The following is a 13,400-nucleotide window of genomic DNA, read 5'->3' on the forward strand; positions in this document are numbered from 1 at the left end:
GGCGCGACCGGGACGATGGCGCGATGCCGCCCGCCTACAGCGGCGGCATCGTGCTGATGTCGTCGGCGACCAGTTCGCGCGCCATCACGATCGCATCCTCGCGCCCGTCGTGCGCGGGGTAGTAGCGCGGCCGGCGCCCGATCTCGTTGAACCCCTCGTCGTGGTAGAGCGCGATCGCATTCGGGTTGGACGGCCGCACCTCCAGGAACACCCGCTGCGCGCCCTGCCCGCGTGCCGCGCGCACGAGCGCGCGCAGCAGCCGGCGACCGTGGCCCTGGCCCTGGTCGTCCGGATCGATGCACACGTTGAGTACGTGGGCCTCGCCCGCCGCCACGCTCAGCACCCCGTAGCCGAGGATGCGGGCGTCCTGCACCAGCACCCAGGCCGGATAGCCGGCGCGCAGGCAGTCGCGGAAGATGCCGGCGGTCCACGGAAACGGATAGGCGCGCACCTCGATCCGCATCACCGCGTCCAGGTCGTCATCGCGCATCGGCCGCAGCGAGGCGCGGGCTTGATCTGCGTCGATGGCGCGCGCGTTCATCGCGCAGGACGCGTCCGCAGTGCGCGCAGCCGGGGCCACAGCGCACGACGCGCTGCGGCGTCGGGAAGGCCACCGGCCAGCAGTCCGCGGCACAGCGCCAGCGCGGCGGCATCGTCCGCGCCCCGGCCGCAGGCGCGCAGCAGCGCGCGCAGCAGCGCGCCGTCGGCCATGCCTACGCTGGCCGGGACATGGGACGTGTCGTTAGCCGCGACCGGTTCGACGGGAACCGGCGCCGGGTCCTGCGCCACGCTGGCGCCATGCACCTCGTACAGCCGCAGGCCCATGGCCTCCAGGGCGTCGCGCTGGAACGGATCCCAGCTCACGTCGGCTCCGCGCGTGCGCCTTCGTGGCGGCGCCAGAACCAGAGCACCGGCCCGGACAGCGCATACAGCGACGCCGCGATGAGCAGGGTCTTGGGCGGATCGACCCACAACGCGATCAGCACGCCCACCGCGATCGGCAACGCCACGAACGGCACCCGCTCGGCCTTGGGTCCGGTACCGCTGCCCTTGAAGCTGTTGTAGCGCAGCCGGCTGACCATCAGCAGCCCGGCGATCACCGTCACCGCCAGCGCCGCGTAGCGCAGTTCCTCGCCGACGAAGCCCAGCTCGTCGCAGGTCCACACGAAGCTGGCCATCAGCCCGGCGGCGGCGGGGCTGGCCAGCCCGATGAACCAGCGCCGGTCCGCCGTTCCGACCTGGCTGTTGAAACGCGCCAGCCGCAGCGCCGCGCAGGCCGCGTACAGGAAGGCGGCCAGCCAGCCGATCTTGCCCAGGGTCGGGCCATCGAGCTTCATCGACATCAGCGCCCAGTGGTACATCACCAGCGCCGGCGCCATGCCGAAGCTGATCAGGTCGGCCAGCGAGTCGTACTGCACGCCGAACTCGCTCTGGGTATTGGTCATGCGTGCCACGCGACCATCGATGCCGTCGAGGATGGCGGCCACGAAGATGGCGATGCAGGCCGCGCCGAAGCGCCCTTGCGAGGCGGCGATGATGGCGAAGAAGCCCCCGAACAGACCGCCGGTGGTGAACAGGTTGGGCAGCAGGTAGATGCCGCGGCCACGCGGCGGCGCTGGGGTCTGATGATCCATCGCGGCAGTGTAGCGCCAGACGGCGCGAGGTCGCCGGCACGCGGGGCCGGCCGTGGCCCCGGCCCCCTGCCGTGGGGTTCACGTTTCCACCGTCCCGTGCTTGCGCGGGGGGCTGCGCGATGCTGCAATCCGCGCTGGACACCCGCGTCCCCAGGAGCCCGTCGATGCAACGCCTTCCGATCCTGGCGCTCGCCGCCGCCGGCCTGCTGGCCGCATCCGCCGCGCAGGGCGGCGAGGTCTACCAGTGGAAGGATGCCAACGGCGTCACCCACTATTCGCAGACCCCGCCTCCGAAGGGTAGCTACCAGCAGCGCGTGCTCAGCGGCGATCGGGCCGGCAGCGCGCAGCCGGTGGTGAGCCAGGCCGCCGCCGAGGATCCCAGGTGCACCGTGGCCAAGGCCAATGTCGCCGCGCTGGGCAGCGGCAGCCCGGTCCACGAAGCGGGCAGCGATGGGCAGCCGGGCCGCGCACTGAACGATGCCGAGCGCGCCAGCCAGCTGGAACTGGCCAATGCCGCGGTCAAGGCCTATTGCGCGGGAACCGGCGTGCCGGCGACCTGAGCATGCGCCTGGCCTGGGCCATCGTCGCAGGCCTCGCGGGTGCGGTCGCGCTGACCTGGTGGCTGGCGCGCGATGCGCCCGACGCCGCGGCACCGGCTGCCGGCGCAAACTCGCCCCCCGCCGGCAAGGCTGCCGCTGGCGACCGGCCCCCAGGCCCGGCCCTGTACCGCTGGCGCGATGCGGCGGGCATCGTCCAGATCACCGACGTGCCGCCCAGGGATCGCGAGTACACGGTCGTGGACGTGGCCGCGCTGGAACGGCGCAACCTCATCGATCCGGATCCGGCATCCGACGCCGCGCCCTGAGCGCTCCCTCCGGAACCTGCGGGGCACGCATGGCAGAATGCGCGTCCCGCCGTTCCGAGCCCGACGATGCGCCTGTCGCAGTTCCACCTCCGTACCGAAAAGGAAACCCCCGCCGACGCCGAGATCGTCAGCCACCAGCTGATGCTCCGCGCAGGCATGGTGCGGCGGCTGGCCGCCGGCCTGTACACCTGGTCGCCGCTTGGGCTGCGGGTGCTGCGCAAGGTCGAGACCATCGTGCGCGAGGAAATGGACCGGGCCGGCGCGATCGAGATGGCGATGCCCTCGGTGCAGCCCAAGGAGCTGTGGGAGGAAACCGGGCGCTGGCAGAAGTTCGGCCCGCAGCTGCTCAAGATCCGCGACCGCAAGGAGCAGGATTACTGCTTCACCCCGACCGCCGAGGAAGCGGTAACCGACTTCTTCCGCCAGGAGTTTTCGAGTTACAAGCAGCTGCCGGTGAACTTCTACCAGGTTACCGCCAAGTTCCGCGACGAGATCCGTCCGCGCTTCGGCGTGATGCGGGCGCGCGAGTTCATCATGAAGGACGCGTACTCGTTCCACGTCGGCGACGAGGACCTGCAGCGCGAATACCGCAACATGTACGACACCTACGTGCGCATCTTCACCCGCCTGGGGCTGAAGTTCCGCGCGGTGGCCGCCGACACCGGCGCCATCGGCGGCAGCGCCTCGCACGAGTTCCACGTGCTGGCGGATTCGGGCGAGGACGCGCTGGCCTTCTCGCAGGATTCCGATTACGCGGCGAACGTGGAGCTGGCCGAAGCGGTGTCGCCGGGCGAGCGGCCCGCACCTACGGAGGAGCGTCGCCGGGTCGAAACGCCCACGCAGAAGACCTGCGAGGCGGTGGCCGACCTGCTGGGCATCGCCTTGCAGCGCACGGTCAAGTCGGTCGCGCTCTGGGGCGAGGAGGGTTTCGTCCTGACGCTGGTGCGGGGCGACCACGTGGTCAACGAGATCAAGCTGGCCAAGCTGCCCGGCATGGCGGAGTACCGGCTGGCCACCGAGGCCGAAATCCGCGACCACCTGGGCGCCGAACCCGGCTTCCTCGGACCGCTCGGGGCGAAGCGGCCGATCCGCATCGTGGCCGACCGCAGCGTGGCGGCCATGGCGGATTTCGTGGTCGGCGCCAACGAAAGCGGGTTCCACATCGCCGGCGTCAACTGGGGGCGCGACCTGCCCGAACCCGACCTCGTTGCCGACATCCGCAACGTCGTTGCCGGCGATGCCTCGCCCGACGGCCAGGGCACGCTGTCGCTGGCGCGCGGCATCGAGGTCGGCCATGTGTTCGCGCTGGGCCGGCGCTACTCCGAGTCCATGCAGTGCAGCGTGCTGGACGAATCCGGCAAGGCGGTCCACCCGGCGATGGGCTGCTACGGCATCGGCGTTTCGCGCATCGTGGCTGCGGCGATCGAGCAGAACCACGACGCGGCCGGCATCGTCTGGCCGGCGCCGATGGCGCCCTGGCAGGCGGTGGTCTGCGTGATCAATCCCAAGGGCAATGCCGAGGTCGCGGCTGCGGCCGAGGCGCTGTATCGCGAGATCGCCCAGGCCGGCGTCGACGTGGCGCTGGACGATCGCGGACTGCGTCCTGGCCCGATGTTCGCCGATATCGAACTGATCGGCATCCCCCACCGGATCGTGGTATCCGAGCGCGGGCTGGCGGCGGGCACGTTCGAATACCGCGCACGCGGCGAAGCCGAATCCGCCAATCTCGACCGCGAGGCGGTCATGGCGCGCCTGCAGGCCGCCTAGGGGATCTCCGCCCCTCCGGCAGGCGGTCGACCACCGCCTGCCGCCTTCTTGGGTTTTCTCCGGCCGCGCGCATATCGCGCCGGCGTCGACCCGTGCCCGGGCGACCGCATTAACCCGTAGCGGCCAGCAGCGCATATCACCGCGAGGCCGCCGTTGCGCGCGCCAGCGACGGCGGCCTGCGGGTTTCGGGACAAGTGCGATGGCCCGCCCAATATCCTCGCAATATGCCCGCGGATAATCTCCGCATGCAGCGATGGCAGGGCGCGTGATTTTCCCTGCACGCCGCATTCCATTACCATGGCGCCGCGCCAGGGACCGGCCATTCCCCTTTTTTCCGTTACGGAGTCTTGAATGGCAATCGATCTGAATACACTGTCGGCCCAGGAACTCGATGCGCTGATCAGCGCGGCCCGCGAGCGCAAGACCGCGCTGAAGAAGCGCACGCCCATCGCCGCCATCCGCAAGCGCATCGTCGACTTCGCGACTGCCGAGGGCTATTCGGTCGAAGAGCTGTTCGGCGGCTCGGCCGCGGGCACCCGGCGCAAGGCCGGAGCGAAGAAGGCGACGGGCAAGCGTGCACCGGCCCGTGCCGGCCGCAAGCTGGGCAAGGTCGCGCCGAAATACCGCAACCCCGCGAACGCGGACGAGACCTGGACCGGCCGCGGCAAGCAGCCGCGCTGGATGGCGGCGCTGGTCAAGAAGGGCAAGAAGCCCGAGGATTTCCTGATCAAGTAAGCGCCCGCCCCCCGGGCGAGACGCGATCCCGACGCCGGCGCGAGCCGGCGTTTTCGCAGGCGCCGCTCAGAGATCGCGGCGCGCCGGCAGCAGCAGGTTGCCGATCAGCAGTCCCGCCACCAGCGCCAGCAGCACATTGAGCACTGCGATGGCCGCGCCCTGCCCTGCCGAGACATCCTGCTGCTGCACGGCCACCAGCAGGCTGCGCAGGCTGGTGCTGCCCGGTACCAGCATGATGATGCCGGGCACGCGGATCAGCGCGCCGGGCCGGTTCATCCAGCGCGCGTATCCGTTGCCGGCCACGGTGATGACCAGTGCCGACAGGAATACGCCGGCCGGGCTGCCCAGCCACTGCCCGCCCAGGCGCGAGATCTGGTAACCAACGATGGCCGCAGCCATCACCAGCAGGTAGTCGCGGCGCGCTGCGCGGAACAGGGCCGCGAAGGCCCAGGCAGCGGTGACCACCGCGCACCATTCCACCCAGTCCGGCTGAGGCCGCCAGGCGCGCACCTGCGGCTCCAGGCCCACCAGTTGCACCAGGGTCAGTGCGATCATCGTGCCGACGGTGAGTTTGAGCAGCGTGGTCATCGCGCCGAAGAAGCGCGCGGTGCCCGACATCAGGTGCTGGCTGGTGAGTTCGCTGAAGGCATTGGTCAGCGCCATCCCGGGCATCAGCACGATCATCGAGGCGATGACCACGGTGTTGAGGTTGAGCGGAGCCACGAAGACCGCGACCAGCGCCGCCAGCCCGCCTGCGAGGATGCCGGCGATGGCATCGTCCGCCTCCTTCATCTGGGCGCTGTTGCGGCTGGCCCACAGCAGCAGGCCGACCAGGGTGCCGATCCCGCCCGCAGTACCGATGTCCAGCCACGGCAGGCGCAGCAGCCCGGCCACGCTGGCGGCGGCCAGGCCGAAGCCGAAGGTCTGTCGCAGGTGGGCACGCCAGTCCGCGCCGCGATCGAGCGCGCGCAGCGCCGCATGGCCATCGGCGATGCCGAGCCGGCCGGCGGTGACCTCCTCGGCGATGCGGTCGGCCTCGCACAGCTTCGACAGGTTGGTCTCGCCTGGCGGCAGGCGGATCACGCGGGTGGTGTCGCTTTCGCCCGGGGGGCGCTGCGGATCGCTGAAGCTCAGGATCAGCCCGGTCGGGTTGCTCCAGGGTTCGCAGTCGAGCCCGAGCCGGCGCGCCACCGACACGATCGCCCCTTCCAGCCGCTGCGCCGTGGTCCCGTAGCGATGCAGGTGGCCCGCCAGTTCGACGATGAAGGCGATGCGGATCGCATAGGCGGCGTTGGCGGGCACGGCGTCGGCAGGCATGGCGACAGGATCGCATGGCAGGCCGCCGCTCGCAGCGGCGCCGTGATCTGAACTTGCACGGCGTTGCCTGTATCCTCGCCGGCGATGAGTGCGTCCACCCCCACACCGCCCACTGCCGAGGCCGATCCCGCCGACGCGGCGCTGCTGCGCCTGGCCGGGTGCTGGACGCTGGACCACGCGACCGACATCGGCGAAGCGCTGCGCGCCGCGCCCGATTCGGTGGCCGCGATCGACGCCTCCGCGGTCGAACGGCTCGATTCGCTGGGCGTGCTGCAGCTGCTGCGCTATGCCAAGCGCCGCGAACTGGATTACGACGCGTTCCGCTTCCGCGACGACCATCGCGCCCTGGTGTCGGCGATCGAGGACATCCACGACGAGCGCCCGAAGACGCGGCGCGAGTATGGTTTCGCCGCCGCGCTGGCCAGGCTCGGCCACGCCGTGCACGACAATGCCCGGGAAGTGGTCGCGCTGGTGAGCTTCCTGGGCGAGACCCTGTTCAAGCTCGGCCGCACCGTGCTCGATCCGCGCCGCTTCCGGCTCACCCCCACCGTGCACCACATGGAGCAGGTGGGCCTGGACGCGGTGCCGCTGGTGGCCCTGCTGTCGTACCTGGTGGGCGCGGTGATCGCCTTCCTCGGCGCGCAGATCCTGGCCGACTTCGGGGCCACGATCTTCGTGGTCGAACTGGTGTCCATCGCCTTCCTGCGCGAGTTCGGCGTGCTGCTCACCGCGATCCTGCTCGCCGGGCGCACCGCCAGCGCGTTCACCGCGCAGATCGGCGCGATGGTCAGCCGCGAGGAGGTCGATGCCATCCGCACCCTGGGCCTGGACCCGGTGGAACTGCTGGTGATCCCGCGCCTGATCGCGCTGCTGGTGATGCTGCCGTTGCTGACCTTCATCGCCATGGTCTCCGGCCTGCTCGGCGGCCTGTCGGTGGGCGCCTTCAGCCTCGACATCCCGCCGCAGGCCTACCTGGCGCGCATGCAGGAGCAGATGGAACTGCGCCACTTCCTGATCGGCATGTCCAAGGCGCCGTTGTTCGCGATGGTGATCGGCCTGATCGGCTGCCTGGAGGGCATGCAGGTCAAGGGCACGGCGCAGTCGGTGGGCGAGCGCACCACGTCCGCCGTGGTGCAGACGATCTCGCTGGTGATCGTGTTCGACGCGTTCGCGGCGATCTGGTTCATGTACATGGATTGGTGATGGAAAGGCCGGGATTCGGAATGACCAGACGTGAGTCTGTTGAAAGCCGGGAGTCGGGATTCGCACGGGCGCGGGGCGCGGGGGCGATGGAGGCGATGTCTTGACGGATTCCCCATCCCCGCTTTCGACAGACGCACGTCCGGTCATGCCGGATCCCGACGATCGCGAGGTGATCATCCGCGTCCGCGGCATGGTCAACCGCTTCGGCGCCCAGACCGTGCACGAGGAACTGGACCTGGACGTGCGCCGCGGCGAGATCCTGGGCGTGGTCGGCGGGTCGGGCAGCGGCAAGTCGGTGCTGATGCGTTCGCTGATCGGCCTGCGCCAGCCCGATGCGGGCGAGATCGCGGTGCTGGGCGTCGACCCGCGCTCGGACGACCCGCGCGACCGCCTGCACCTGGAGCGCAGCACCGGGGTGCTGTTCCAGGACGGGGCGCTGTTCTCCTCGCTCACCGTCGGCGAGAACGTGCAGGTGCCGCTCAAGGAACACCACCCGGACCTGCCCGACTCGCTGCGCTACGAGCTGGCCCTGCTCAAGGTGCGGCTGGCGGGCCTGCCGGCCGACGCGCTGGACAAGCTGCCCTCGCAGCTCTCGGGCGGCATGCGCAAACGCGCAGCCCTGGCGCGGGCGCTGGCGCTGGATCCGCCCCTGCTGTTCCTGGACGAGCCGACCGCCGGGCTCGATCCGATCGGCGCGGCGGCGTTCGACCGGCTGATCCGCACCCTGCAGGAAGCGCTGGGGCTCACGGTGTTCCTGATCACACACGATCTCGACACGCTGTATGCGATTTGCGACCGTGTCGCCGTGCTCGCCGACCGCAAGGTGGTGGCCGTGGCCCCGCTCGCGGAGATCGAGCGCAACGACCACCCCTGGATCCAGGACTACTTCCATGGCCCGCGCGGGCGCGCGGCGCACGCCGCGGCGGCCGCGGCTGAGGACAGCTGAGATGGAAACCAAAGCCAACTACGTGCTGATCGGGGCGTTCACCATCGGGGTGACGCTGTTCCTGCTGCTGTTCGCGCTGTGGGCGGCGAAATACTCCTCCGACCGCGACTGGAACGAATACCACGTGGTCTTCCGCGAACCGGTCACCGGCCTCACCGAGGGCGGCAACGTGCACTACAACGGCATCGCCGTGGGCACGATCGAGGACCTGATGCTGGCGCCCAACGATCCGCGCCAGGTCATCGCCCGCCTGCGCCTGCAGGCCGAGGCACCGATCAAGTCCGATACCCGCGCGCGGCTGTCGATGACCAGCCTCACCGGCCCGCCCATCATCCAGCTCACCGGCGGCAGCCCTGAAGCGCCGCCGCTGCAGCCCGGGCCCAACGGCGGGCCGCCGGTGATCCAGACCGAGTCTTCGGCGCTGCAGAACATCGCCGACACCGCCAACCGCCTGGTCGAACGCCTGGACGACATGCTCAGCGAGGAGAACGTGCAGCGCTTCACCGCCACGCTCGACAACATCCAGAGCATGACCGGCACCATTGCGGAACAACGCGAGGACATGCGCCAGATCCTGGTCAACGCACGCCAGGCCAGCGAGCAGCTCACCGTCACCATGGCTTCGGCCAACCGCACGCTGGATACCTTCGACCGCGAACTCGCGCAGCAGCTGCCGTCGCTGGTGGGCAAGATCGACACCACGCTGGACCGGCTGGATTCGGCCGCCGGCGGCGCCGACGCCATCCTCAACGAGAACCGCGCAGCCATCGGCAGCTTCGCCAATGACGGCCTGGCCCAGCTCGGCCCGACCCTGGCCGAACTGCGCGGCCTGGTGCGCGACCTGCGCAGGATCAGCGACCGGCTCGACGGCAATCCGGCGCAGTATCTGTTCGGCCGCCAGGGCCCCAAGGAGTTCGAACCGTGATCCGAGCCGCACGCCTCTTCCACCCCCCGGCGCGCACCCGGGCCGCCCGCACCGGCGCGGTGCGCACGGCCTCTGCGGCCATCCTCGCCCTGGCCCTCGCAGGCTGTTCGATCCTCGGCGGCGGCGACCGCGAGCCGACGACCATCTTCGCGCCCGATCCGCGAGTCACGCTCGACGCCGCCACGCCGGCGGTGGACTGGCAGCTCTCGCTGGTGTCGCCGCAGGCGGCGCGCATCGTCGACACGTCCCGCATCGCGGTGCGCCCGACGCCGGGCGAACTGCAGGTCTATCGCGGCGCCAGCTGGGCGAAGCCGCCGCCGGACATGCTGACCGATGCGCTGCTGCGGGCACTGGAGGATTCGGGCCGGATTCCCGCCGTCGCGCGCCAGGGCTCGGGCATCGCCGCCGATTACAAGCTGGTGATGGACGTACGCCGCTTCGAGGCCGACTACGCCGGCAAGGCCGTGCCGGCCGCCACGATCGAGTTCAACGCCAAGCTGATCCACGGGCGCGACCAGGCGATCGTCGCCTCGCGTACGTTCCTGCACGCCGAGCCGTCCGCCGGCACCGACATCGCCCTGGTCGCCGATGCCTTCTCGCGCGGGATGGAGCGGCTCACCGCGGAACTCGCCCACTGGATCCTGAGCGCGGGCGACACGCACCAGCGCAGCGCGCACCCCGGCGAGGCGCGCTGAGCCCTCACGCTCCCACGGGGGCGAGGCGTCATGCCGGCGCGATCAAGCGAAAGGTGAGGTTGATCCTGGCGCCCACCGGCCGGGCCGTCCGCGGCAGCGCATGCCGCCACGCCGCCTGGGTATCGCCGCGCATCAGCAGCAGGCTGCCATGCGGCAGCGCCAGCGCGAGCCTGCGCGCGGGATCCTGCCGGTGCCGCAGCAGGAAGCGACGCTCCGCACCGAGGCTCAGCGATGCGATCAGCGGACGCTGGCCCAGTTCGCGCTCGTCGTCGCTGTGCCAGCCCATGCAGTCGCGTCCGTCGCGATAGAGGTTGGCCAGCACGCTGTTGAAGTCGATTCCTGTCTCGCCCGCCAGTCGCGCCCGCAGCGGGCGAAGCGCGGCGGGCCAGGGATGCGGCGCATGGCGGACGCCGGAATAACGGTAGGCCGCGTCTTCGTCCCCGATCCAGCAGCTCAGGCGCGGCGCGTCGATGGCGCGCCCGAACATCCGGACCTGGTGCACCTGCCAGGGCAATGCCTCGCGCAGCCCGTCGAACAACTGCGTCGCTGCCGCCGGATCCAGCCAGGCGGTAAGCAGCGCCACGTCCGGGCCCGCGCCCGTCGCGCCCGCGGATGTCATGGTGGCGATGCCGGTTGTCGCCGCCGCTGCAGCGCGGCCCGGCGACGGGCCGCGGCCGCGGTCAGCGGACCTCGGCGATCTCGACGCCGTCCAGGCCCTGCGACAGCGTGCGCGCATCGCCGCCCTGGGCGAGCTTGATCTTCAGCCGCACCTCGTTCTGCGAGTCGGCGTAGCGCAGCGCGTCCTCGTAGGAGATCTCGCCGGCCTGGTAGAGCTCGAACAGGGCCTGGTCGAAGGTCTTCATGCCGAGGTTGGTCGACTCCTTCATCACTTCCTTGAGCTTGTGGATCTCGCCGTCGCGGATGTAGTCCTGCACCAGCGGCGTGCCGAGCAGGATCTCCATCGCCACGCGCCGGCCCTTGCCGTCGGGCGTCGGGATCAGCTGCTGGGCGACCACGCCCTTGAGGTTGAGCGAGAGGTCCATCAGCAGCTGGCCGCGACGGTCCTCGGGGAAGAAGTTGATGATGCGGTCCATCGCCTGGTTGGCGTTGTTGGCGTGCAAGGTGCACAGCACCAGGTGGCCGGTCTCGGCGAAGGCGATGGCGTGGTCCATGCCCTCGCGCGTGCGCACCTCGCCGATCATGATCACGTCCGGCGCCTGGCGCAGGGTGTTCTTCAGCGCGTTCTCCCAGCTGTCGGTATCGATGCCGACCTCGCGCTGGGTGATGATGCAGCCCTCGTGCTTGTGCACGAACTCGATCGGGTCCTCGATGGTGATGATGTGGCCGGTCGAGTTCTGGTTGCGGTATCCGATCATCGCCGCCAGCGAGGTGGATTTACCCGTGCCGGTGGCGCCGACGAAGATGATGATGCCGCGCTTGGTCATCGCCAGCGTCTTGATGATCGGCGGCAGGTTGAGCTCTTCGATACTGGGGATCTTGGTCTCGATCCGGCGCAGCACCATGCCCACCTGGTTGCGCTGGTAGAAGCAGGAGACGCGGAAGCGGCCCACACCCGAGACGCCGATCGCGAAGTTGCATTCGTGCGTCTTCTCGAACTCCTCGCGCTGCGGCGGCGACATCACGTTGAGCACCAGGTCGCGAGACTGCTGCGGCGTGAGCGGGTTCTGGGTGATCGGCTGGATCTTGCCGTGGACCTTCATCGACGGCGGCATGCCGGCGGTGATGAACAGGTCCGACGCCTTCTGGTGCGCCATCAGCTTGAGGAACGAGGTGAAGTCGATGCTGCTCATGGTGGCTCCTGCGGAGCCGGGAATCGGGAATCGGGAATCGGGAATCGTCAGGAGCTGGCTCCTCGACACCCCACACGCCCGGCGCACGTTTCTCGGCTTTTGCGATTCTCTATTCCCGATTCCCGATTCCCGCGTCTTTCTCGATCATTCGAAAAGACGTTTTTCCTTCGCGTATTCCCTGGCCTGCTGGCGCGTGATCATGCCGCGTTTGACCAGGTCCTGCAGGTGCTGGTCGAGCGTCATCATGCCGTGCTGCTGGCCGGTCTGGATCGCTGAATACATCTGCGCCACCTTGTCCTCGCGGATCAGGTTGCGGATGGCCGGGATGCCCACCATGATTTCCCAGGCCGCGGTGCGGCCGCCGCCGACCTTCTTCAGCAGCGCCTGGCTGATCACCGCGCGCAGAGATTCGGACAGCATCGAGCGCACCATCGGCTTCTCGCCGGCCGGGAACACGTCGATGATGCGGTCCACGGTCTTGGCCGCCGAGCTGGTGTGCAGGGTGCCGAACACCAGGTGGCCGGTTTCCGCGGCGGTCAGGGCCAGGCGGATGGTCTCCAGGTCGCGCAATTCGCCGACCAGGACGATGTCCGGGTCCTCGCGCAGCGCCGAGCGCAGCGCCTCGCTGAAGCCGTGGGTATCGCGGTGCACCTCGCGCTGGTTGATCAGGCACTTCTGCGAGGTGTGCACGAACTCGATCGGGTCCTCGATGGTGAGGATATGCCCGTACTCGTTCTTGTTGATGTGGTCGATCATCGCCGCCAGCGTGGTCGACTTGCCCGAACCGGTCGGCCCGGTCACCAGGATCAGGCCCTGCGGCTGCTCGATCAGCTCGCGGAAGATCGGCGGGCAGCCCAGGTCCTCGAGCGTCAGCACTTCCGAGGGAATGGTGCGGAACACCGCGCCCGCGCCGCGGTTCTGGTTGAACGCGTTGACGCGGAAGCGCGCCAGGCCCGGGATCTCGAACGAGAAGTCGGTCTCGAGGAATTCCTCGAAGTCGCGGCGCTGCTTGTCCGACATGATGTCGTAGACCAGCGCGTGCACCTGCTTGTGTTCCAGCGCCGGGATGTTGATCCGGCGCACGTCGCCATCGACCCGGATCATCGGCGGCAGGCCTGCCGACAGATGAAGGTCGGAGGCCTTGTTCTTGACCGAGAACGCCAGAAGTTCGGCGATATCCATGCAAGCTCCCCTGCGGCTGCAGTGTGTCGTGATGCGGCCGCCACGACCGTTGGCGACAGCCTATCCCCGGGGGCCAGTATAGCCATGTACGCGGATCACAATTCAGGCCGTTGCGGGTCCCGGCCGACCCTGCATGGCGAGCGCTGGAGGCCTGTGAATCCGCGGCCTGCGGGCGCGCCGGGCCCGGCTTCGCCACGGGCGGCGCATGCGGTGAAGGGCGGAGATCGCGCACATCGCGTCCTCTCCCGCCGGCTGCTGACCCGCCGCGCTCCGCCCCTGACCTGTCCGCGACATGCCAGCGGCCCGCGTTCGCGCTAGGG

At 69.7% G+C, this 13,400-nt stretch carries 15 protein-coding genes; 8 read left to right on the plus strand and 7 right to left on the minus strand.

Going from position 1 to position 13,400, the window contains the following annotated elements:
* Positions 1-34: 34 nt before the first annotated feature.
* From rimI to pssA, 3 genes are read right to left on the minus strand one after another with little or no spacing between them, the layout of a single operon-like run.
* On the minus strand, positions 35-541 hold the full coding sequence (rimI, locus tag ACQYVW_RS04965) for a ribosomal protein S18-alanine N-acetyltransferase (RefSeq protein WP_434934393.1): 507 nt from the start codon (positions 539-541) through the stop codon (positions 35-37).
* Positions 538-864: a hypothetical protein gene (locus ACQYVW_RS04970; RefSeq protein ID WP_434946216.1), complete on the minus strand. Its 327-nt coding sequence runs from the start codon at positions 862-864 to the stop codon at positions 538-540. The genes rimI and ACQYVW_RS04970 overlap by 4 nt, the downstream gene beginning before the upstream one ends.
* A complete protein-coding gene (gene pssA / locus ACQYVW_RS04975; RefSeq protein ID WP_434937018.1) occupies positions 861-1,634 on the minus strand; it encodes a CDP-diacylglycerol--serine O-phosphatidyltransferase in 774 nt (257 codons plus the stop codon). Before pssA ends, ACQYVW_RS04970 begins: the two co-directional genes overlap by 4 nt.
* 164 nt (positions 1,635-1,798) lie before the next feature.
* On the opposite strand from pssA, the gene ACQYVW_RS04980 reads away from it, so the two are divergent.
* From ACQYVW_RS04980 to ACQYVW_RS04995, 4 genes are all read left to right on the plus strand, one after another.
* On the plus strand, positions 1,799-2,194 hold the full coding sequence (locus ACQYVW_RS04980) for a DUF4124 domain-containing protein (protein ID WP_434946217.1): 396 nt from the start codon (positions 1,799-1,801) through the stop codon (positions 2,192-2,194).
* Between the two features lie 2 nt (positions 2,195-2,196).
* Positions 2,197-2,499: a DUF4124 domain-containing protein gene (locus ACQYVW_RS04985; RefSeq protein WP_434946218.1), complete on the plus strand. Its 303-nt coding sequence runs from the start codon at positions 2,197-2,199 to the stop codon at positions 2,497-2,499.
* Between the two features lie 66 nt (positions 2,500-2,565).
* On the plus strand, positions 2,566-4,266 hold the full coding sequence (locus ACQYVW_RS04990) for a proline--tRNA ligase (protein WP_434946219.1): 1,701 nt from the start codon (positions 2,566-2,568) through the stop codon (positions 4,264-4,266).
* 351 nt (positions 4,267-4,617) lie between these two features.
* A complete protein-coding gene (locus tag ACQYVW_RS04995; protein WP_434946220.1) occupies positions 4,618-5,001 on the plus strand; it encodes an H-NS histone family protein in 384 nt (127 codons plus the stop codon).
* A gap of 66 nt (positions 5,002-5,067) precedes the next feature.
* On the opposite strand, the gene ACQYVW_RS05000 is transcribed toward ACQYVW_RS04995, so the two are convergent.
* The gene (locus tag ACQYVW_RS05000) at positions 5,068-6,318 is read right to left on the minus strand and encodes a threonine/serine exporter family protein (protein ID WP_434946221.1); all 1,251 of its coding nucleotides are present in this window, start codon (positions 6,316-6,318) and stop codon (positions 5,068-5,070) included.
* An 84-nt stretch (positions 6,319-6,402) separates the two neighbouring features.
* Between ACQYVW_RS05000 and ACQYVW_RS05005 the strand changes: the two genes are divergently transcribed.
* The 4 genes from ACQYVW_RS05005 to ACQYVW_RS05020 all read left to right on the plus strand — a co-directional run bounded on the left by ACQYVW_RS05005 (position 6,403) and on the right by ACQYVW_RS05020 (position 10,087).
* Positions 6,403-7,521: an ABC transporter permease gene (locus ACQYVW_RS05005; protein WP_434934193.1), complete on the plus strand. Its 1,119-nt coding sequence runs from the start codon at positions 6,403-6,405 to the stop codon at positions 7,519-7,521.
* 145 nt (positions 7,522-7,666) lie between these two features.
* Positions 7,667-8,467, plus strand: coding sequence for an ABC transporter ATP-binding protein (locus ACQYVW_RS05010; protein ID WP_434946222.1), 801 nt, complete (start codon positions 7,667-7,669; stop codon positions 8,465-8,467).
* A 1-nt stretch (position 8,468) separates the two neighbouring features.
* Positions 8,469-9,392 (plus strand): MlaD family protein, encoded by a 924-nt coding sequence (locus ACQYVW_RS05015; protein ID WP_434934192.1) that lies wholly within the window; start codon positions 8,469-8,471, stop codon positions 9,390-9,392.
* Positions 9,393-9,451: 59 nt separating this feature from the next.
* On the plus strand, positions 9,452-10,087 hold the full coding sequence (locus ACQYVW_RS05020; protein ID WP_434946265.1) for an ABC-type transport auxiliary lipoprotein family protein: 636 nt from the start codon (positions 9,452-9,454) through the stop codon (positions 10,085-10,087).
* Between the two features lie 28 nt (positions 10,088-10,115).
* Here ACQYVW_RS05020 and ACQYVW_RS05025 read toward each other — a convergent pair whose 3' ends face one another.
* The 3 genes from ACQYVW_RS05025 to ACQYVW_RS05035 form a co-directional block, all read right to left on the minus strand.
* Complete coding sequence (locus ACQYVW_RS05025) at positions 10,116-10,706, minus strand: alpha-ketoglutarate-dependent dioxygenase AlkB family protein (protein ID WP_434946223.1); 591 nt, start codon at positions 10,704-10,706, stop codon at positions 10,116-10,118.
* Positions 10,707-10,767: 61 nt separating this feature from the next.
* Positions 10,768-11,898 (minus strand): PilT/PilU family type 4a pilus ATPase, encoded by a 1,131-nt coding sequence (locus ACQYVW_RS05030; RefSeq protein ID WP_434934189.1) that lies wholly within the window; start codon positions 11,896-11,898, stop codon positions 10,768-10,770.
* A gap of 144 nt (positions 11,899-12,042) precedes the next feature.
* Entirely contained in the window at positions 12,043-13,080 is a 1,038-nt protein-coding gene (locus tag ACQYVW_RS05035) for a type IV pilus twitching motility protein PilT (protein ID WP_434934188.1), read from the minus strand.
* Positions 13,081-13,400 lie beyond the last annotated feature (320 nt).

Origin of the sequence: Luteimonas campi (assembly GCF_051162505.1) — a bacterium.
In the GTDB taxonomy this organism is placed as follows: Bacteria; Pseudomonadota; Gammaproteobacteria; order Xanthomonadales; family Xanthomonadaceae; genus Luteimonas.